Below are 20,216 nucleotides of genomic sequence, written 5' to 3'. Positions count from 1 at the left end.
GAATAGATTCCATTGCGCGGCCATGCATCGAAACGCACCCTGCTCTATACTCCTTAGCTTTTCGGATTGGCGCGTTTCGCTTTCACGCTGCATCATGTCCCCACCCCGGCCGTCGTCGCTTGTCCTCCGATACGCCCTCATCGTGATCGTCCCTGTGGTTCTCGCAGGAGCGTTCGGGTGGGTCGCGGGCTGGATTCATTGGCCGGGCAGCGAGCCCCCGCTGACGCCCGCCCGGATGATCGACGCATTCGAAGAGAGCATGGGCAGGCACGCCGGCTTCCGCCGCAATCATGCCAAGGGCGTCTGCGTCAGTGGCTATTTCGACAGCAACGGAAGCGGCGCCGCGCTTTCGCGCGCGAGCGTGTTCGAGCGCGGCCGCACGCCCGTGATCGGTCGCCTCTCCGCGCCGGGCGGCGATCCCGCCCAGAACGACACCGAGACGTCGGTGCGCAGCTTCGCACTGCTCTTCTCGCTGCGCAACGGAGAACAGTGGCGCACCGCAATGAACTCCGCGCCGATTTTCCAGGTCTCCACGCCACAGGCGCTTTACGAGCAACTGGCGGCTCTGCGCCCGGATGCGCGAACCGGCCGGCCGGATCCCGCGAAACTGGGCGCGTTCCTTGCCAGGCACCCCGAAACAACGGCCTTTCGCCAGTGGATCGATAGCCATCCGCCTTCCTCGGCTTTCTATAACGCGAGTTACTTCGGCATCGACGCGTTCCGTTTCATCGATGCCAATGGCAACGCGCGCTTCGTCCGCTGGAGTGTCGTTCCCGACACCCCCTATGCGCCGTCGAACGAGCGCACAAACCCGGCGCGCGACCCCGACTTTCTCGCGCACGATCTTGAGCTTCGCTTGCAGACTGGCCCCGTTTCCTGGCACCTCATGTTGACGCCGGCAGGCCCGGCAGACCCGGTCGACGACGCGACGCGCGCATGGCCGCCCGAGCGCGAATTGCATCGGGTCGACGCCGGCACGATCGTGATCGAGCGCGCGCAGAGCCAGATCGACGGAGCCTGCCGGGACATCAATTTCGATCCGCTGATCCTCCCCTACGGCATCGCGCCCTCGGACGATCCGCTGCTCGCCGCGCGCTCGGCGGCCTACGCGGTTTCGTTCAACCGGCGAACGCGCGAAGAGGCGGAAGCCGGCACGCATCGCCGCTAGAAAGGGCGGCATCGAGATCTCCTCCGACGCAGTAAAGTCAGCTTTCACACGTTGTTCGGTCTCAAGTTAAACTATACCGTTCGAACTTCGTAGCGAAAAAAACGGTAGCGAACGCTAATTCAATTTTTTGTGCGAGGTCGACGTGTTTGCAGTGCTTGCGAACACGTCTCGGGGAACATCGGAGATATTCGTTCAATGAACGGTGCAGATTTACCAAGCATGCTTCCCGAAATGCTGCCGCGCTTGTGGGCGTTCGCGCTTCGTCTGTCCGGAGACCAGCATGACGCCGAGGATCTCGTGCAACGCGCCTGCCTGCGCGGGCTCGAACGCGCTCATCAGCTTCAGCCCGGCACGGCTGCGTTGAGCTGGATGTTCTCGATTGTCCATTCGACCTGGATCAACGAGCTGCGCGCCCGCAGCGTACGCAGGCGGTCCAGCTTCGATTGGGATGACGACTTCCTCGAAAATCTTCCCGACCCCGTCGACAAGGGTCCGGAAACCCAATTGATGCACACGCAGATCATCGACGCTGTCGAACGCTTGCCGGAGGCGCAGCGCGTCGTGATGCTGCTCGTCGCCGTGGAAGGGCTGAGCTATCAGCAAGCCGCCGAAGTGCTCGAAGTGCCCATCGGCACGGTCATGAGCCGCCTGTCGCGCGCCCGCCAGGCGGTCGGCGCGCTGCTTGGCGGCGAGACGCCGAAAGCCCGGCCCTCGAAGACACAAAAGGATTCAATCGCATGATGGCTGACGACGCTGAACTTCTCGCTTACGTGGATGGCGCCCTGTCGCCCGAGGATCGCAGCGCGGTCGAAGCGCGACTGCGCGAGTCCGCCGAAGCAAGGGCAAAGGTCGCGCTGTTGCGCGCTTCGCGACTCGATTTCCAGCACGCTTTCGCGCAACAGAATCTCCCACCGGTGCCCGATTCGCTGAAGCTCAAGGTCGACGAGATGGTTCGCGCGCATCGCGCGCGGGAATCGAACGACTCGGCCCTGCCTCCCGGCGAAAAAGCGCCCTCCGAACCCGTGCGCTCGCGCCTGCGCAGCATGCCGGTCTGGCTCGCCGCAGCCTGCGTGGCTGGCGCTTTCGCCTGTGGCCTGTTCGTGCGGCTCGGCCCGCTTGCAAGCGGCGGTGCGCAGATGGCCGCCAGCGCCGAGGTGTCGCCGTGGGTGGCGGCCGCGGTCAGTTATCAGAAGCTGTACACGCGCGACACGGTCGCGTACATGCGGCAAGATCCGGCGGCCGCCGCGCAGATCGTCAGGGATATCCGCAGCGAAGACCGGCTCGCCCTGCGCGTTCCGGACCTGACGAGCGCCGGGCTGACGTTCAAATCGGTGCAACGCCTGCGCTTTAACAACAAGCCGCTCGTGCAGATCGTCTATCTGCCGCAAAATGGGCCGCCCATTGCGCTGTGCGTGATGAAAGACGCGAAGCCGGACCGGCCGGTCGCGACGAAGACGGTGGATGCAATGGACGTCGCGACGTGGCGGCAAGCAGAGCTGACCTATGCGCTCATCGGGCAATCGGGCGACGTAGATCTCGCCGCGCTCGGCAAGCGTATCTCCAACCTCGAAATGGCTCCGCTTTTCAGCGAGGCCTCGCCGATCGCCCGCGCCACGTCCTGATGACGGCATGCCCGGGCGCGCCGCGCGACAGCGGCGCCTCGGATCGTGGCACGGCCAATCAGTAAGCCTTTACTGTGACGAGGCGCGCGTTAGACGAAATACTCAGGCGCCGCCAAAACGCAGGCCAACACCACGCCGCTCAATGTCGAACGCGCTCACGCGGGCTCGAACCTGATTCGAGGGCCCGTTGGAATAATGCCGAGCCACAGGTGTTATGTCATTAGCCCTTATGGCGTCATGCAGGTTTGGGCGAGGCGTCCCATTCCGCGAAGAGCGAAGACAGGCCTTATGAACCCGGACGACATCGAATTGCTGGCCTATGTGGACGGCACACTGCCCACCCGCGAGCGCGAAGCCGTCGAGCACGCGCTGAGCGGCTCGGCCGACGCCTCGCGACGCGTCGCGAGGCTCAGGGCGTCGTCCCTGCCCTACGCGCAAGCGTTCGCGCAACAGGCTTTGCCGCCGATGCCTGAAAGCCTGAGGGCGTGGGTCGGCGACATGGCGCGCGCGGCGCAAGATCTCGCGCGGTATGAGCCGCCGGGCCGGCAACGCGCGGCCACGCCGGCCGGGTACGATGCGAGCGCCAACGATGCCGTCGTGCCGCATCCTGCCGGCGCCGCGGCATCGGCGACGCTCCGCTCGCGTTTGCGCATCGCGCCCGCGTGGCTCGCCGTCGCGTTCGTCGCGGGTGGGTTCGCCTGCGGGCTCGTGCTGCGCCTCGGCAGCGGCGTGGGGCCCGCGTCGACGGCAGGCGCATCGGTGGCGTCGGTGGGAACAGGCGTGTCGCCTTGGGTCGCCGCCGCCGCCAGTTATCAGCGACTCTATTCACGCGACACGCTCGCGAACGTCGCAGCCGATCCCGTCTTGACGGCGAAAACCGCCGCGCAGATTCGCGACGACGACGGGCTCGCAGTTCGTATTCCGGACCTCAGCGCCTTCGGCCTCACGTTCAAGCGCGTGCAGCGCCTGCGTTTCAACGACAAGCCGCTCGTTCAGATCGTCTATCTGCCCGAACGGGGGGCGCCCGTCGCATTGTGCGTGATGAAGGAGCCCAGGCCCGACGCTAGCCTCGCGACACACCATGTTGCATCGATGACGGTCGTCACCTGGCGTCAGTCCGAACTCGGCTACGCGCTGATCGGCTCGCCCGAGGGCATTGATCTGAATGCGCTGGGCGACAGCATTTCCGCCCGGCGCGCCGCGCCGCTCTTCGGTTCCTTGCCCGCGCCAATTTCGCTTGCCGCCGCGGAGACGCCGGTTCTGCGAGCCACGGAATAATTCGGGCGCTTCGCTGTTGTGTTGAAGAGACCGGCGTTTGGCCGGCATCGTCAACCTTCGAGCAAAGCACATGGTTTATCGACTGTGGGCATGGACCCTGGGTATCGTCCTGCTGGCCGCGCTGTCCTCGCCCGCGCGCGCAGGCTGGACGCTCGCCAGCGCCGATTCTCCCGTCACGGTGGTGCGCGCGACCAACGTGTTCGCGCTCGGCCCGGGCGAGTCGTTGCACGCTGACGATCTGATTCTGTCGCCGCGACAAGGCGTCGTCCAGATGCAGGATGACGACGGCACGCTCGTCGCGCTCGGTGCGCAATCACGCTTGATGCTGCAGGCCGAGCCGCGCATCGCCTTGCTGCATGGCTGGATGAAGATCGCTCATGCGTGCGGGGCTGCGTCGTGCCCACAGCGGGCCGTGGACACAGAGCGCGGCGCCATCCGCCTGAGCGCGAACGCCGCGGTAATCGTCGCCACGTCCGATGATGCAAACGGTATTGCCGCGTTCAGCGAAAGCGGCGTGCAAACGCTCGCCCTAAAACCGCCCGTGACGATCGACGCCGGAAGCCTCGCCGAAATCTCCGACAATGCACCCGCCCGTGTTCTGCGGCGGCCATCGAGCGCATTCCTTGCAGCGATGCCGGTCGCGTTTCGCGATGCGTTGGAGCCGCTCGTCGTCCCCGCCGCATCGTCCAGCGCCGCCTTGAAGCCACTACGCCCAGCCGCCTACGACGACGTCGCGCCTTGGCTCACGAGCGCACTGCCCGCGCGCAAGCGCTTTGCCGCGCGCTTCCACACCCGGCTCGCCGACACTGCGTTCCGCGGATCGGTCGAGCGCCATCTGGACGCGCTGCCCGACTGGCGCGCCTACCTTTATCCGCCCACGCGTGCCGCCAGCAGCAAGGTTCGTTATCAATGAAACGTCGCGCCAAACTCGCCAGAAACGCGCCATGAAACTCAAGCTCTCGCTCAGCGTCAAATTCAATCTCGTGTTTCTGATCATCTTTTCGATCGGGCTCGTCGCGGCCGGCATCGTGTCGGATCGCCTGTTGCAAAAGCAGGCCCTCGAAGAGACCGTTCACGACGCCAACGTGCTCATCAGCGCGGCGGCATCGATGCAGAACTATACGGCCGCGCACATCACGCCGCTTCTCGCGACGCAAATCAAATATCGGTTCGTGCCGGAATCAATACCTGCCTTCTCGGCGATAGAAATGCTCAGACAGTTGAAGGATTTCCCGAATTTCTCGTACAGGTCGACGATGGTCAATCCAACCAATCCGCGCGACCGGCCCACCGACTGGGAAACCGATGTCATCCGCCAGTTGCATGACCGCCCCGAACTCAAGGAACTGACTGGCCAACGCGACTCGCCCGGCGGCCGCACGCTGTTTCTCGCGCGCCCGAGCCGCATCACCGATTCCGCCTGCATGCAATGTCACAGCACCCCGAGCGCGGCGCCCGCCACCATGCTCGACAAGTACGGCAGCGCGAACGGCTTCGGCTGGCCGATGAACGAAGTGATCGGCGCGGAGTTCGTGTCGGTTCCGATGGCGCAGCCGATCGAGCGCGGCCGTGCGATCTGGCGCACGTTCATGCTGTCGCTTGGTGGCGTGTTCGCGGTCGTACTGATCGTGATGAACGTGATGATGCATCTGCTGATCACGCGGCCGATCCAGGCGCTGTCACGCGCCGCCGATGAAATGAGCCTCGGTAAGCTCGGCGCGACGCCGTTGCCGACGAGCGGATCGGACGAGATCGCATCGCTCGCCGTCTCGTTCGGACGCATGCAGACGAGTCTCGTCGAGGCGTTCAGAATCCTCGACGAAGAAGGGGCCTAGGGCCATGCCCTCCCCGGCCGACTTCCCCACCCGGCTTGGCCGCTACGTCATCGAACGGATACTCGGACGCGGCGCGATGGGCGTCGTGTATCTGGCCTTCGATCCGCATATCGAGCGACAGGTGGCGCTGAAGACCATCCGGCGCGAGCCGATGCCGGGCGAACCACCGGACGAATCCACGCAAGATCTCACCGCCCGTTTCCGGAATGAAGCGCGGGCGGCGGGCCGGCTCGTTCATCCGAACATCGTGGCGGTGTACGACTACGGCGAAGCCGGCGACACCGCTTTCATCACGATGGAATACGTGCGCGGCGAAAGCCTGGCGGCGCGTCTCGCGCAGCACGTGCGCGCCGGCTCGCGCATGGGTGCATCGCGTGCGCTGCGATGGTTCGTACAACTTCTCGATGCGCTCGACTACGCGCACGGCGCGGGGATCGTTCATCGCGACATCAAGCCCGCCAATCTGCTCATCGCGCAGCGCGGCGAATGCAAGATCGCGGACTTCGGCATTGCGCATCTCGACACGTCGTATCTGACGCACTCGGGCACGATGCTCGGCACGCCGAGCTATATGTCCCCGGAGCAATTTACCGGCGACGCCGTCGACGCGCGCGCCGACCTCTTCTCGGCCGCCGTCGTCCTGTACGAGATGCTGACCTGCGTGTGCCCGTTCACTGGAACGCCGAGCGTGGTCATGCAAAAGATCCTCAACGATACGCCGCCTGCGCCAAGCGCCCTTGCGCCCGAGGTACCCGGCTATATCGACGCCATGCTGATGAAGGCGTTGTCGAAGCGGCCGCAAGACCGCTTCCCTTCCGCGCGCGAGTGGCGCGACAAGCTGCTTGCCGAACTGGCTGCCGACAACGAGGATGCCGAGCGCACCATGCTCGCCTTTCCGAGTCCCGCCGCCACGCTGGACGCGGCGCCCGCCACAAGCGCATCGAGCACATCGAGCACATCGAGCACATCGAGCGTATCGAGAAACTGGCCGCCCGAATTGATCGCGCAACTGGAGGAGCGGCTAGCCAGTCACGTCGGCCCGGTGGCGACCTTGCTGTTGCGGCGTGCGTCAGCGAGCGCCACGGACGTCAACGCGCTGCGCGAGCGGCTCACCGCCTACCTTCCCGACGACACCGCGCGCCGCGACTTCGATTCGCTTTTGTCGCAACTGGAGACCAGCTCTTCGCGCGCGTTGCCGGCGCAAAAGATCAGCGTCGAGCAGGTGAGCGACGCCACGCGCCGGCTCACGACTTACCTGGGCCCCATCGCGCGCGTCATCGCGCGCCGCGCGGCCGCGAGCGCCCCCGATCTGCAGACGTTCCATGCGCGTCTGCTCGACGCGGTGCCGCAGCAGAAAGACCGCGACGCACTGCGCCGCGAGTGGGACACCGAACCCGACTAATCGGCATCGAGCAGGTGCAGGAACAAAGCGGCATCGAGTGGCCCGTCATGCCGATGCACGACCCCGCCCGCCTCGGTCCACCATTCGCTGTCCGCCGCTTGCGACGCGGTGCCGAATGACTGCACCCGCAATGTCGTCAACGAGACCTCGAATTCCGTGAGCGAAAAGGCCGGCTTCAGGGTGGATAGCGCCAGTGCCGCGGCATCGGCATGCCACGACGAAGCGGGCACGCACGCGTCGCCGTCGACCGGCCGCGCGATCGCGAATGGGAAGTAACGTCCGACCGCATCAATGCCCGGCAGCAGCACGCCGGTGTGCGCGTCTTCGGCGATCGCGCCGCGCCGCGCCGCGAAGCGCCACACGGGCATGGCGAGATAGCGGTTCAGCCAGTCGTCGCCATAGCGCTCGCGCGCGGCAACGAGGCCGCGCTGCAGCCATGCATCCCATTGCGCGACGAACTCGGCCGACAAGCCCCGTCCGACGAAATCACCGTGCGTGCGGACTTTGCCGTAGAAACCCGCGCCAGTCCGATCGTCAGGTTTCATAGCGACGCAGGGCAACGGAAGCGGTCCAGCACGCCCGCGCGAAACGGATTGTTCACGCTGTTCGCGACGAGCGCGAGCGACACGCGGCCCCCATCGAAGGACACGTTGAAGTGATCGGCTTGACCGGACTGCTGGACGCGCGCGGCATTGAAGAGATGAAACAGCGCCCACGGCCCGTCCGCGCGCGGCGGCGTGGATTGCGCCGGTTCGAGTTCGACATGCGCCTGCGCCGTGCCTTTTCCGCTCGGCCACTGGAACGCGGCGGTGGCGTTCGGCGCATCGCTCGTCGCGATGAGCTGCTGACCGTCGATATCGAGCACGAAACGCTTGAGCGACGGATCGACCGACGCGACCTTCACCGTGAAGCGCACCGAGACATCCCGGCCGCCGTCGCGGAACAATGCATCGCGCAGCATTGCCGCGTTCTGGAATTGCACGGGAACATCGTCCGGAATGCCGAGCGAGGTTGCTTCCGGCCGCCATTTCCACACCGCGCCGGAGGTATCCACGCGATTTTGCAGATTCTTCTGGAAGAAGTCGTCGATGAGGCCGCCCGGCGCCAGGATGCGCGCGAAGTCGTCCGGCGCGGCGTCGCGCGTCGACGTCCTCACGAGCGGAAAGCGCCCGTCGAGCGCCTGCCTGCACGCGGGCGCCACGCTCGCCGCCCAGAGCGCACGTAGTTGCGCGCGCTGGCTCTGAAGCTGGACGGTGTCGGCATTGCCGGCCACGCCTTGCAACACTGCCGCGAGCGGCGCGGGCGCGTTCTGCGCAAGCAGTTTCAGGCGATCGAGCGGGCCGGTCGCGGGCAGCGGTAACGACTGCTTGCGCGCGGTGTCATCGGCCTGCAGCGTGGCGGCCGCATCCTTGAAAGCGCTGATGGCTTCATCGAGCGGCGGACCGGCCAGCTCGTGCAGCGGCTGAAAATGCGTGTCGACGAGCGTGGGCGCCGGCGCTTGCTCCGCTCCCGTCGCCAGCGTCTTGCCGATGTTCTGCTTGAGCGCATCCAGCTTGCCCGGCGGCGCGGGCGCCGGGGTGAACGTCGTCTCGCGCGCAGCGCCCTGAATCAGCCCGCGCAACGGCGAGGCCGGCGATCCCAGCAAATTCGCGACGCGCGCGCCCTGATCCGGCGCGGAAAACGGCACCACGCCCACATCGGCGAGCAGGCCATCCCATTGGCGAATCGTCTCCTCGCTATAGAGCCGGGTCAGTGCGGCGCGCAGCGCATCCGTGCCGGCGGGATCGGGACGCGCCTGGGCACGGCCGAGCACCCAGTCGTCCTTCGACAAGTCGGCGAGCGCGGCCTCGCGCAAACGCACGAACGCGTCGAAGCCCGCGCGCGTGTAAGCCCCGTCGACTCCTTGCGTGAGCGGCGCTCCGCTCTTCCTCACGAACACCAGCAGGCCGCTCGGTCCGGCGGCTTTCGCGATCGAGAAGTCCGGCAGGCGAAGCTGCGCGAGTTGTTGCTCGATGCGGCCATCGAGACGCTGCGCGAGCGGCACGCGATTCAGCGTGGCCCGCGCCTGCGCGATCAGGTTCTGGTCGAGCGGCAGGGTCGAATCGAATTGCCCGCGGCGGAACAAGGCTTCCAGATGCCGGTCGATGCTGGCGCGCTGCGCGTCCGTCGCCTTCTGAAGCGCGCCGCGCTGCCAGGCGCGCAGCGCCCAGACGCGCAGCGCGGCAGGATCGAAATGCGCCGGATCGCCGAGCATCAGATACGCCCGCAGCGCCTCGTATTGGGTGGCCGCGCTGTCGGCGTCGCCGCGACGCAGTTGCTCTTCCATGCGCTGCACGACGATCGGCAGCAGCGTCTGGCGCAACAGGCGCTGATACACGCGCTGCGCTTCCAGCCCGAGCTTCTGCCGCTGGTCGAGGCCGAGCTTCGCCCACCACGGGTCACGGTCCGCCGCGCGCTCGGCCTCGCCGCCGGGCAGATCGCGCGCGGCGTCGAGCAGCGGCAACACCGCGAGCGGATTGTCGCCGGCCGTCGTCTGCTGCGCGCGCTGGGTTAGCGCGGCGATCTGCTGGCGGCTTTCTTCGACGAAGCGGCGGTTCGCCCGGTCGCTCGCGAAAAGGCCGATCAGCCCCGCCGCCAGCAACACGCCGATCACACCGATCGCCACCTGCTGGAAACGCGCGCGGCGGCGCTCCACGCGCGGATTGCTGCCCGCAATGCCCGCCTCTTCGAAGATCACGTCGCGCAGCAGACGCTTGACGAAGTAAGCGCGCCCGCTCGACGAATCCGTCAGCAGCACCTCGTGCTGAAGTCCGAGCGATGCCGCCATCGCGCTCATCATCCGGTCGAGCGGCCTGCCGGTCTGCGTCCCGCTCGTGAAGTAGACGCCGCGAAGCATCGCGGCGCGAGCGAAACGCGACTCGCCGAACGCATCGTCGAGGAAGCGCTGCAACGCCCCTTCGATGCCCGCGAACTGCTGCGGGAAGGCGTAGATCAGCGCGCGCCGGCGAACGTCGGTCTCCTGCTGCATGCGCTGCAGCACGCGATCCTGCAACTGCCGGTGCAGCAAACGGAATTCATCGGGAAAGCGCTGCAGCGGGGAGTCGCCCTGCGCGGCGTCGTCACGATCCGCGAGCGGGAATGTCACACCCCAGACCTGCTCGCGCTCGTCGCGGCCGAGATCGTCGAAGAATTCGGAGAAGCCGGCGAGCAGGTCGCTTTTCGTGACGACGACATAAACCGGCAATTGCACGCCCAGTTGCCGGTTCAATTCGGCGAGGCGTTCGCGCACGGACGCGGCATGCGCGGCGCGCGCCCGGTCGGACTGCTGCAACAGATCGGACGCCGACACGACGGCCATCACGCCGTTCAGCGGACGGCGCGGGCGGTACTTGCGCAGCAAGGCGAGAAAGCCGAGCCATGCGCCGCGATCGGCTTCCTCGTGACTGTCCTGCGTCGTGAAGCGGCCCGCGGTGTCGAGGAGCACGGCGTCGTCGGCGAACCACCAATCGCAGTGGCGCGTGCCGCCGACGCCGCCGATCGCCTGCGTGCCGAGCCGGTCCGCGAGCGGAAAGCGCAGGCCCGAGTGCACGAGCGCGGTCGTCTTGCCCGCGCCCGGCGCGCCGACGAACATGTACCAGGGCAGATCGTAGAGCGTCCGACGGCGCAGGTTCAGCCATGAAAAAACGCCGCGCGTCTGGCCTTTGCCTTCCGATGGGCCGCGCACCTGTCGCAGTGTTTTCATGGCCTCCTCGAAGCGCGTGCGCAAAACCGCCAGGTCGGCGGCCGCGGCCTTGCGCGCCGGACTCGGCTCGCGATTCGCCGGATCGAGCGCATCGGCGACGAGGCTGCGCACGAAGTTCGAGCTCGCGATGCGCGTCTTCACGAAGCGCGCCCCCCACCAGAGCGCCCAGCACGCGAAGATGAGCGCGACGGCCATCCAGCGGCGGGACTCGCTTTCAAGCGGCGCGTGGCCGTCGAATGCGAATAGTGGACCTTCGAACCACACGAGCGCCGACAGCGCCGACAGTCCGGCAAGCGATACGACGACCGGTCTCTTCAATCCGCTCAACCACTTCATGGCGCCGCTCCTGGGGAAAGAATGTCGATGGTCACGCGCCGGTTCCTCGCGCGTCCGGCCGGGCTGTCGTTCGATGCAACCGGCTCGGTGTCGCCGCGGCCTTCGGCGGTGACGCGCGCAGGCGTGTCGAGCTTCGCGGCGATGATGGCCCGCACCGTATCCGCGCGCGCCTGTGACAGCGCAACGTTGGACGGGAAGCGCGCCGACACGATGCGTTGGTTGTCCGTATGCCCAATCACGACGACGTTGCCGGGCTTGTCCTGCAAGGCCTGCGCGATGCGCTGCATCAACGGCGCGAAGTGCGCGTCGAGCTCCGCGCTGCCCGATGCAAAGAGCTGCGTGCCTTCGGCGGAGTTATTGATCGTCACGGTGGTCCGGTCGGCGGACTCGCCGACCGACACAAGGCCTTGCGCGATCTCCGGCGCAAGGAAGCCGGCGAGCGCCGCCGCGAGCCTGGGCGCGGCGCTCGTCTTCGCCGCCAGCACCGGCGCGGGCGCGACGCGAATCGCGCGCATCGAGGCGAAGACCGGGTCGGAGAAGTCGTTGATGCGAATGCCGAGCAGGAGGCTCGTCGCCATCAGAACGAGCCCGGCGAGCGCCAACGCGACCCACAGCGGCACGAACTGCAGCAGCCGCTTGCGCTCGCGCGCCGCGGGCTGCCAGTGCGGCGAGAGCGCGCGTTCGATGGTGCCGCGCTGCGTGCGAATCACCTGCTCGAGACGTTCGCGGATCACGTCGAGCTGCGTCTTGCCGCCGTCGATCAGCCGGTAGCGTCCGTCGAAGCCGAGCGCGAGCATCACATAGATCAACTCGAGCAGGTCGATGTCGACCGCCGGCGTCTGCACGAGGCGCTGCAGGATCACGAAGAGCCGTTCGCCACCCGACGCTTCGTTATGAAACGTCACGAGCAGGCTGCGCCGGCCCCACACGCCCGCGCCCCACGGCGTCGCCGCGATCGCTTCGTCGATGAACGTGCACAGGCAATAGCGCGCGGGGCCGAGTTGCGCATCGGGCACGCCGAACGAACGGCCGTCGGCTTCGAAGCGGCGCATCATCTGGATCAGCTGCGTGCGCAATGCGTCGAGGTCCGGATGAGTCGTGAGCCGCCGCAGCGGCAGCGCGAGTTCAAGGAGCGGATTGGCCGCCCGCAGCAGCGGATTGCGCCCGGCGACAGAGACATCGAGTGGCGTGAGCGCGCCCGGCCTTCCCTGCGGCCCCGCATCCGCTTTTCTGGACTCGCGCCCGCGGCCCGGCGTCGGCATTCTGATGGTGCGCGCGGCGTCGAGATAATCCGCGTCGTCAAGCGTCGGATCGGTGTCGTTGGTCATGGCAGAGTCCTTGTTGCGCCGCCTTCGGACGGCGTGGCGTCATGGGCGTGGCCGTCGCCGGCACGGTCAGCGGCGAATGGCCCAGCATTCCATCGCGAGCCCGGGGAATTCGCCCGCCACGTGCAGCGCCATGCCGGCCGACGAGCCGAGCGAAGCCCAGGCATCACTCTTGTCGTCGAGCTCGAAATAGGTGTAGCCCGCGTGAAACGGCAATTGCCGCGGGGCCACTGGCAGCGCGCGCAGCCCAATGCCGGGCAACTGCAGGTTGACGAGATCGCGGATCTTCTCGATGCTGCCGATCTTCACCTGGCTGCCGAACGCCGAGAGCAGCGTCTCGGTGGGCACCTGCGCGCGTACGGCGAGTACGAACGTCGCGCTCGTGAAGAGCGACCGGTCCGCGACCTGCGCCACGCGCAAGCCATATCTGCGCTCCTCGAGCGGGATCGACACGACCTGCGGGTCCGCCACGCGGCTCAACGCCAGTCGCAAGGCGTCGATCACCGGCGCGAAGGTCTCCTTCAGGCGCTCGTGACGGTACGCCGGAAACGAAGGCGGCCGCCGCTCGCGCTGACTGAAGGTCGCGAGTTCGCCGGCGAGCGCCACGCTCGCCTGATACAGCGTTTCGGGATGCAGGCCACTCATCGCGCCGAAATGCGCGATGAGCGGCTGCGCGCGATTGACGATCTGCAGCAGCAGGAAGTCCGAGATCTCCGCCATGCCCGCGCCGTCGGGCTGCGCAAGCCTGCCTGCGAGCGCTTCGCCGCGTTGCTGCAGGAGACCGTTCAGCTCCACCGCGAAACGCGCGAGCCCGTCGGCGACGCGATAGTCGAGGCACGGCGGGCAATAGTCGCCGTCGAGCAGGATGCGCGAGTCGCTCAGGCGTTCGGTCACGCGCGCGACACCCGCATACGCGTGTGCGTGCGCCACGTCCGGTTCGAGCGCGAGACGCAGGCGCAGCTTGCCGATCTGCAATAGCGTGGCGAGCGCATCCGGGTCGTTGCTGTCGTGGACCTCGAAATCGTCGGCGCCGTAGCGGGCGAGATTCTCCACGCTGTCGGGACCGCCGGACTCCGGCGCACCCGGCCGACGCACCGGCAACGCCAGCACGACCAGCTGGTTCGACGTGCCTTCCGGAATATCGAGCGGCATGGGCAGCTCGCCGTCGGCAGGCAGGTTGAACGGCGTGCCGTCGGGCAACACGCCCGCTGCCGAGTGCAGCGCGAGCTTGCCGAGCTTCAGCAGCGCTTCGTCGATAGCGAGTTTCGTGAAGCCCCAGCCATACGCGCGCAGGCCGCCCGCGCGGCCTTCGAGCTGCGTCTCGATGTGCCGGTCGTGCTGCTGCAGATGCTGCGGCTGAAGGAACATGCCCTCCGACCAGATAACCTTGTTGTTCCAGTACATGGCGTCAGTTCTTTGAGGATTGCAGTGCGTCGAGCTGCGCCTGATAGGCACGGCCGAACGGTTCGCCGAAGCTGCGCTGGAGATCGTCGCCCGCGTCGCGCGCCACGTGCTCCCATGTCTCGACGAAGCGCTGCCACAAGCGCGCGCGGCGATTGCCGAGGAGTGCTTCGAGACGGCCCGGCGGATCGAGCGAACGCTCGATGGCCTTCGGATCGACGCGCTCCATCGCGTGGGCGAGCGCCGCGCGCATGCCCGCGACCATCGCGAGTTCGTGCGCCTGGATATCGCGGAACGCCGCACGCATGGCCTCCTGGGGCGGCAGATAACCGCTGTCGCGCGCGCCGAGCATTTGCGCGAGCGCCCGATCGGGATCGGGGAAAAACTTGAGCGGATTGTTGTCGCGCTCTTCGATCATCGTCATCGCCATGCGCGTCTCGCGCTTGGTCATGGCGCGCGAGCGCAAAGCCGCCATGGCGCCTTGCGTCGCTTCGCGCAGCATCGCGCCGGCGAGACGCGCAAGGTCCGCCGGCTCGACGTGGCTCACGGCGTCGGGTTCGATCGCGAGGCCCTCGATCAGCGCATCGAGCAGCGCGGCGTGATCGGCGTGCGGCGCGGCGTGATGGGCGTGATCGGCGTGCGGCGCGGCGTGATCGGCGCGCGGCGCGGCGTGCGGGGCCGCGTTCGGTTCGCGGCGCTCGCGCGCTTCGTGAACCGCCGGGCGCGATGGTATCGACATGAGTTCAGGATCCGGCAAAGGCAGGCCGGGCATATCGTGATCCCGCGGGGGCGAAGACGACTTCGGCACTGCGGGCACCGCGCGCACTATGGGCACCGCGGGCATCGCCGACACAGCCTGTTCGGGCGACACATGCTCGAAGCTGCGCGACAACGGCGCGGGCTTGCCCGCTGCGCGCGCGCCGAGTTCGCGCAGCGGATCAGCGGGACTGAGCGCGTCGATCAGTGCCTGATCGGCGTCGCCGCGGAAGTGTCCGGGCTCGCGCAGGAGCGGTGTCGCGGCCAGCGGGTCCGGCAGAAAAAAGGCGTTCGCTCCATCCGACGGCGCCGTATCGTGCGGTCCGTTCCAGTCATCGGGAATCAGGGGGACGGGCGGCGGCGCTTCGAACTCCGGTGTGCCGGGCATGCTCCGCGAACTCGCGGACGGCCGCGCGTCGGGTGACGGCCGCGTCATGAGGGTTTCGTCGACCGCAAAGCCGCCGCCCGGCTCGAAGCATGCCGACACGACAAGCGTGTACACGCCGATCCTCAACCGGTCGCCCTCCTTCAGCTGCGCCTCGTGCGTGCCGTCCAGCACGCGATCGTTGAGCAGCGTCGGATTGCTGCCCGCATCGACGAGCACGTACGCGTTCTCACGCCTCTCGATGCGCGCCTGGATGCGCGAGATGCCGCGTTGCGCGTCGTTCAGGACCATCGTGCAATCCGGCGCGCGGCCGATCGTGGCGCTCTCGCCTTCGATCTCGATAGTGTTCGGCGACGCGCCCTCGCCGCTTTGCACCGTCAATGTCAGTGTCATCGGGCTCTCCTATTTGCGGACCTTGCGCGTGCCGTCGTCAGCGTCGCGCGGCGGCGTGGGCGCCGGCGGCGGCGTCGTGAGCGGCACAGGGGGAACGCCGGGGCCGAGCGGAATCGGCAAGCTCGACATCTCGATCGTTTCGGGACCGATGAGTATGTACGACGCCCCCGCCCGCAACGCGATGGTCGCGCTCGACTCGATCTCGACCGCCGCGCCCGCCTTGATCTGCACCGCCATGCCCGCGTCGAGCGCATAGGCTTCGCCGACGAACTGGTTGTGCGTGGTCATGGTCGCGGCCGACACGCTGCCGAGCACGCTGAACCTGCTACTGCCGCGCACTGCGTCGTTGCGCGTGCCGCGCGTCTCGCGGAATTCGTCGCCGCCGATGCGCACGTGGCGCTGGCCGGATACGTTCATCAACGCGTCGTGCCGGACCCAGGTCTCATGATCGCGTTCGGCGTGGAAGAACAACTGTTCGTCGCCCTTGCGGTCGTCCAAGCGCACCTCGTTGTAGCCGTTTCCGCCCTTGGTGGACTGGCTCTTGAACGTCGATACCGCGCTTTCGGCGGGAAGCTCGTACGGCGGCATGTTCGTCGAGTTGTAGACCGCGCCCGTGATGAGCGGTCGGTCCGGATCGCCCTCGATGAACTCGACCAGCACCTCTTGCCCGACGCGCGGCAGGAACATCGCGCCCCAGCGCCGGTTGGCCCAGCTTTGCGCGACGCGCACCCAGCACCGGTCGAGCGGGTTCGCGCCGTCCGGCTGCGCGAGCTGCTCCCAGTGAAACTGCACCTTCACACGACCGTACTGATCCGTGAGGATCTCTTCGCCCGGCGCACCGATCACGACGGCCGTCTGCAGTCCCGCCACGCGCGGAACCGGCGTGGTCATCGGGGAGCGGAACGTGTTGTCGCTGCGAATCGCGCGGAAGCTGCAATCGAAGATCGGCAGTGTGGAATCGCTCGTCGACACATACGCGTCCGAAACGATCTCGGCGCGATTCTCGATCACGAGATACTGGCGGTTCTGCGCGCTGCCCGGATGATCCCGCAGCCGGAAGAGTCCACCCGCCGCGATGCCGCGCGACGTGGAGCGCCCTTCGATAGCGTCGTTCTGCGCCTGGTGAACCTCGACGTTGACGCGGGCAAGCCGCTCTCCATCGGCCGCCTTGACGTGCCCCGTCAGATGCTCCTGCATCAGATAGCGCGGCGGATCGAAGGGCGCACTGCGCGTCGCGCGCGCGACCAACCCTTCGCTGTTGCTGACCGAGGCCTTCTCGAAGTCGTAATCGTTCACTTCGTAGCGGCCGGTCTGAAGCGTCGCACCCGACATCCAGCGGTACACGCATTCTTCATCCTGCTCCGGGGTATCCCAGGCCTGAAACGGAATCGACTCGTAGTGTGCAATCGGGCGATGCTCGGCGCTCGAATCCGTGAGCACGAGCGTGTGCTTACCACCCACATGCTCGAAGAAATAGTGGATGCCTTCGCGCTCCATGAGCCGGCTGACGAAGTCGAAATCGGTTTCGCGGTACTGCGCGCAATGCTCGAGCGCCGCATAGTTCGCCGTGCACGCATTGCGAAAGTCGATGTCGAACGACTCCAGCACCTGCGCGACGATTTGCGGGACCGTGCGCTCATGGAAGAACCGTCTGTGCGATGCCTGCGTGAGCAGCCAAAGCCGCGGATGCACGACGGCGTCGTAGCGCGCCATGCGGTTGCGGGTGGTGTCGCCTGGCGCGATCAGACGCAGCGTCGTCACGATGCCGTTGAACTGGCGTTCGCCGCCGGCGGGATAGTCGAGCGTGACGGACAGGTTCTCCCCCAGCACCGCGCCCGGATCGATATCGTTGCGTGTGCTGAGGAACGCGAGCTCGAAGCGGCTTAGGCGGCCCAGGGCTTCGCTCGCGGACATCCGCAGAAAGACGGCGTCGTCGCCGAGCGGCGCACACTGCATGCGCACATGGCGCGTGCTAGTCGAAGACATAGGTGAACTCCTCTTCCTCGACGCCCACGTGCACGCGCGCGAGCGTCCTGCCGTCGATCACGCGCGCCAGGAACTCCGTGCTGATGCGCGGCAGCACGCTGTTGGTCAGAATCGCGTCGATCATGCGGCCGCCGCTTTCGAGGCGCGTGCAACGCAACGCAATCTGTGCAACGACGGCTTCGTCGTAGGTGAACGGCACCTGATGCGTGCGCGTCACCCGTTCGGCCACGCGCCCGAGTTGCAGGCGGATGATCGCGCGCAGCATGTCGTCGGAGAGCGGGTAATACGGGATCGTCACCATGCGCCCGAGCAAGGCGGGCGGAAACGTGTGCAGCAATTGCGCGTGCAGCTCCTGTTCGATGACTTCCATCGGCGGCCAATCGAGCGGATCGCGGCACAGCTCGGCGATGCAGTCGGTGCCCGCGTTGGTGGTCAACAGGATCAGCGTGTTGCGAAAGTCGATGGAGCGGCCTTCGCTGTCGTCCATCCGGCCTTTGTCGAAGACCTGAAAGAACAGTTCGTGGACGTCGGGATGCGCCTTCTCGACTTCATCGAGCAGCACGACGCTGTGCGGGCGGCGGCGCACGGCTTCGGTCAGCACGCCGCCTTCGCCGAAGCCGACGTAGCCGGGCGGCGCGCCCTTCAACAACGAAACCGTGTGCGCCTCCTGATACTCGCTCATGTTGATCGTGATCAGATTCTGCTCGCCGCCATACAACACCTCGGCCAGCGCCAGCGCGGTCTCGGTCTTGCCGACGCCGGACGTGCCCGCGAGCAGAAAGACGCCCACGGGCTTGTCGGGATTGTCCAGTCCCGCGCGGGAAGTCTGCACCCGCCGGGCGATCATCTGCGTCGCATGCTGCTGGCCGACGATGCGGCCATCGAGCAGTTCGTTCAGCCGCAACACATTCCCCAATTCGTTCTTCAGCATGTTCAGCACCGGAACGCCCGTCCAGTCCTGAACGACCGCCGCCACCGCGTGACGATCGACGCCCGGCAGAATCAGCGGCGAGTCGCCTTGATGCTGCGCGAGGAGCGCTTGCTGCTCGCGCAGCGCGGCGAGATCGGCATCGGGCGCGCCATCGCGAAGCCGGGCGCGGCGTGCAAGGATGTCCTTCACCATCTCCAGCTCGATGCGCCAGCGCGCATCGAGTTCGGCGAGGCGCTCCGTTTCGCGCTGTAGCGCAGCCGAGGCGGTCTCGTGACGCGCCGTGGTGTCGATGCCGATTGCAGCCTCGCGCGCGATCACTTCGAGTTCCGTCTTCAGCGCCTCGATGCGCTTGCGGGCGTCGTCCACCTCCGGCGGCGTGGCGTGCTGGCTGACCGCGACGCGAGCGCATGCCGTATCGAGCAGGCTCACGGACTTGTCGGGCAACTGCCGCGCGGGAAGATACCGATGCGACAGCCGCACGGCCGCCTCAACGGCCTCGTCGAGAATCTGCACGCCGTGATGCGCCTCCAGCGCGAGCGCGATGCCGCGCATCATCGTCACCGCGCGCGCCTCGTCGGGCTCGCGGACCTGCACGACCTGAAAACGCCGCGTGAGCGCCGGGTCCTTTTCGATGTGCCGCCGATACTCCGACCACGTCGTCGCCGCGATCGTGCGCACGCTGCCGCGCGCGAGCGCCGGCTTCAGCAGGTTCGCGGCGTCGCCCGTGCCGGCCGCGCCGCCCGCGCCGATCAATGTGTGGGCTTCGTCGATGAAGAGGATCACCGCCCGCTCGGCCGACTGCACTTCCTCCAGCACCTGGCGCAAGCGCGCTTCGAACTCGCCCTTCACGCCCGCGCCGGCCTGGAGCAGCGCGACATCGAGCGTACGCAGCGTCACATCGCGCAGCGCGGGCGGCACGTCACCCGCCACGATGCGATGCGCGAGACCTTCCACCACGGCCGTCTTGCCCACCCCGGCCTCGCCCGCCAGAAGCGGATTGTTCTGCCGGCGGCGCATGAGGATGTCGATCACCTGACGAATCTCGTCGTCGCGGCCGACGATCGGGTCGAGCTTGCCCGCGCGCGCTTCTTCCGTCAGGTCGATCGTGAAGCGCTGCAAGGCGTCCTGCGTGACAGACGACGTGTTCGGCGGGCGCGTCACGACGGGCTCGAGCGCCGCTTCCGGCGAACCGTGCAGCACGCTCGTGAAATCGTCGGCGAGTTCATCGAGCTTCACACGATCGAACTCGCGCGAGATGCCGCGTAGCGCGTTACGCAATGCAGGCGTCTGCAGCGCCCCGATCAGCACATGCGCACTGCGGACCTTCTGCGCGTCGAAGAGCAGCGAGCCATAGACCCACCCGCGCTCGACGGCTTCCTCCAGTTGCGACGAGATATCCGTGATCGACGTCGAGCCGCGCGGCAGACGATCGAGCGCATTGGTCAGGTCGCGCGCGAGCAGGGCGACCTCGACGCCGAAATGCCGGATCACGCGATGCAGGTCCGAATCCGGCAACTGCAACAGCTGATGCAGCCAGTGCACGAACTCCACATAGGGGTTGCCGCGAAGCCGGCAGAACGTGGTCGCGCTTTCCATCGCGCGAAAGCTGAGCGTGTCGAGTTTGCCGAACATGACGGCGCGGCTGATGTCTGCCAT

Annotated in this window: 14 protein-coding genes; 7 read left to right on the top strand and 7 right to left on the bottom strand. The window is 67.1% G+C overall.

Translation table 11 applies throughout. From position 1 onward, the window contains the following. The first annotated feature begins 22 nt into the window (after positions 1–22). The 7 genes from P0D89_RS34255 (at position 23) to P0D89_RS34225 (ending at position 7,305) form a co-directional block, all read left to right on the top strand. Complete coding sequence (locus P0D89_RS34255) at positions 23–1,168, top strand: catalase family peroxidase (protein ID WP_408377826.1); 1,146 nt, start codon at positions 23–25, stop codon at positions 1,166–1,168. Between the two features lie 195 nt (positions 1,169–1,363). Next, complete coding sequence (locus P0D89_RS34250) at positions 1,364–1,909, top strand: RNA polymerase sigma factor (RefSeq protein WP_408361315.1); 546 nt, start codon at positions 1,364–1,366, stop codon at positions 1,907–1,909. Further along, entirely contained in the window at positions 1,906–2,790 is an 885-nt protein-coding gene (locus P0D89_RS34245; protein WP_408361314.1) for an anti-sigma factor family protein, read from the top strand. Before P0D89_RS34250 ends, P0D89_RS34245 begins: the two co-directional genes overlap by 4 nt. A 288-nt stretch (positions 2,791–3,078) precedes the next feature. After that, positions 3,079–4,068: an anti-sigma factor family protein gene (locus P0D89_RS34240; protein WP_408361313.1), complete on the top strand. Its 990-nt coding sequence runs from the start codon at positions 3,079–3,081 to the stop codon at positions 4,066–4,068. Positions 4,069–4,138: 70 nt separating this feature from the next. Further along, positions 4,139–4,981 (top strand): FecR family protein, encoded by an 843-nt coding sequence (locus tag P0D89_RS34235; protein WP_408361312.1) that lies wholly within the window; start codon positions 4,139–4,141, stop codon positions 4,979–4,981. Between the two features lie 31 nt (positions 4,982–5,012). Further along, entirely contained in the window at positions 5,013–5,903 is an 891-nt protein-coding gene (locus P0D89_RS34230; protein ID WP_408361311.1) for a c-type heme family protein, read from the top strand. A 4-nt stretch (positions 5,904–5,907) separates the two neighbouring features. After that, complete coding sequence (locus tag P0D89_RS34225; protein WP_408377822.1) at positions 5,908–7,305, top strand: serine/threonine-protein kinase; 1,398 nt, start codon at positions 5,908–5,910, stop codon at positions 7,303–7,305. Here the strand turns inward: P0D89_RS34225 and tagF are convergent. From tagF to tssH, 7 genes are all read right to left on the bottom strand, one after another. Beyond that, positions 7,302–7,850 (bottom strand): type VI secretion system-associated protein TagF, encoded by a 549-nt coding sequence (gene tagF, locus P0D89_RS34220; RefSeq protein WP_408361309.1) that lies wholly within the window; start codon positions 7,848–7,850, stop codon positions 7,302–7,304. The genes P0D89_RS34225 and tagF overlap by 4 nt on opposite strands. Next, a complete protein-coding gene (tssM, locus tag P0D89_RS34215; protein ID WP_408361308.1) occupies positions 7,847–11,383 on the bottom strand; it encodes a type VI secretion system membrane subunit TssM in 3,537 nt (1,178 codons plus the stop codon). Before tssM ends, tagF begins: the two co-directional genes overlap by 4 nt. Then, positions 11,380–12,711, bottom strand: a complete 1,332-nt coding sequence (gene tssL, locus P0D89_RS34210; RefSeq protein WP_408361307.1) for a type VI secretion system protein TssL, long form — start codon at positions 12,709–12,711, stop codon at positions 11,380–11,382. Before tssL ends, tssM begins: the two co-directional genes overlap by 4 nt. Before the next feature lie 66 nt (positions 12,712–12,777). Then, positions 12,778–14,112 (bottom strand): type VI secretion system baseplate subunit TssK, encoded by a 1,335-nt coding sequence (gene tssK / locus P0D89_RS34205; RefSeq protein WP_408361306.1) that lies wholly within the window; start codon positions 14,110–14,112, stop codon positions 12,778–12,780. A 4-nt stretch (positions 14,113–14,116) separates the two neighbouring features. Continuing rightward, entirely contained in the window at positions 14,117–15,643 is a 1,527-nt protein-coding gene (gene tagH / locus P0D89_RS34200; RefSeq protein ID WP_408361305.1) for a type VI secretion system-associated FHA domain protein TagH, read from the bottom strand. A gap of 9 nt (positions 15,644–15,652) precedes the next feature. Next, positions 15,653–17,629 (bottom strand): type VI secretion system Vgr family protein, encoded by a 1,977-nt coding sequence (locus P0D89_RS34195; RefSeq protein WP_408361304.1) that lies wholly within the window; start codon positions 17,627–17,629, stop codon positions 15,653–15,655. Beyond that, a complete protein-coding gene (tssH, locus tag P0D89_RS34190; RefSeq protein WP_408361303.1) occupies positions 17,616–20,216 on the bottom strand; it encodes a type VI secretion system ATPase TssH in 2,601 nt (866 codons plus the stop codon). Before tssH ends, P0D89_RS34195 begins: the two co-directional genes overlap by 14 nt.

Source organism: Paraburkholderia sp. RL18-085-BIA-A, assembly GCF_046027075.1.
In the GTDB taxonomy this organism is placed as follows: domain Bacteria; phylum Pseudomonadota; class Gammaproteobacteria; order Burkholderiales; family Burkholderiaceae; genus Paraburkholderia.
This window is presented reverse-complemented; position numbering and strand designations above follow the sequence as displayed.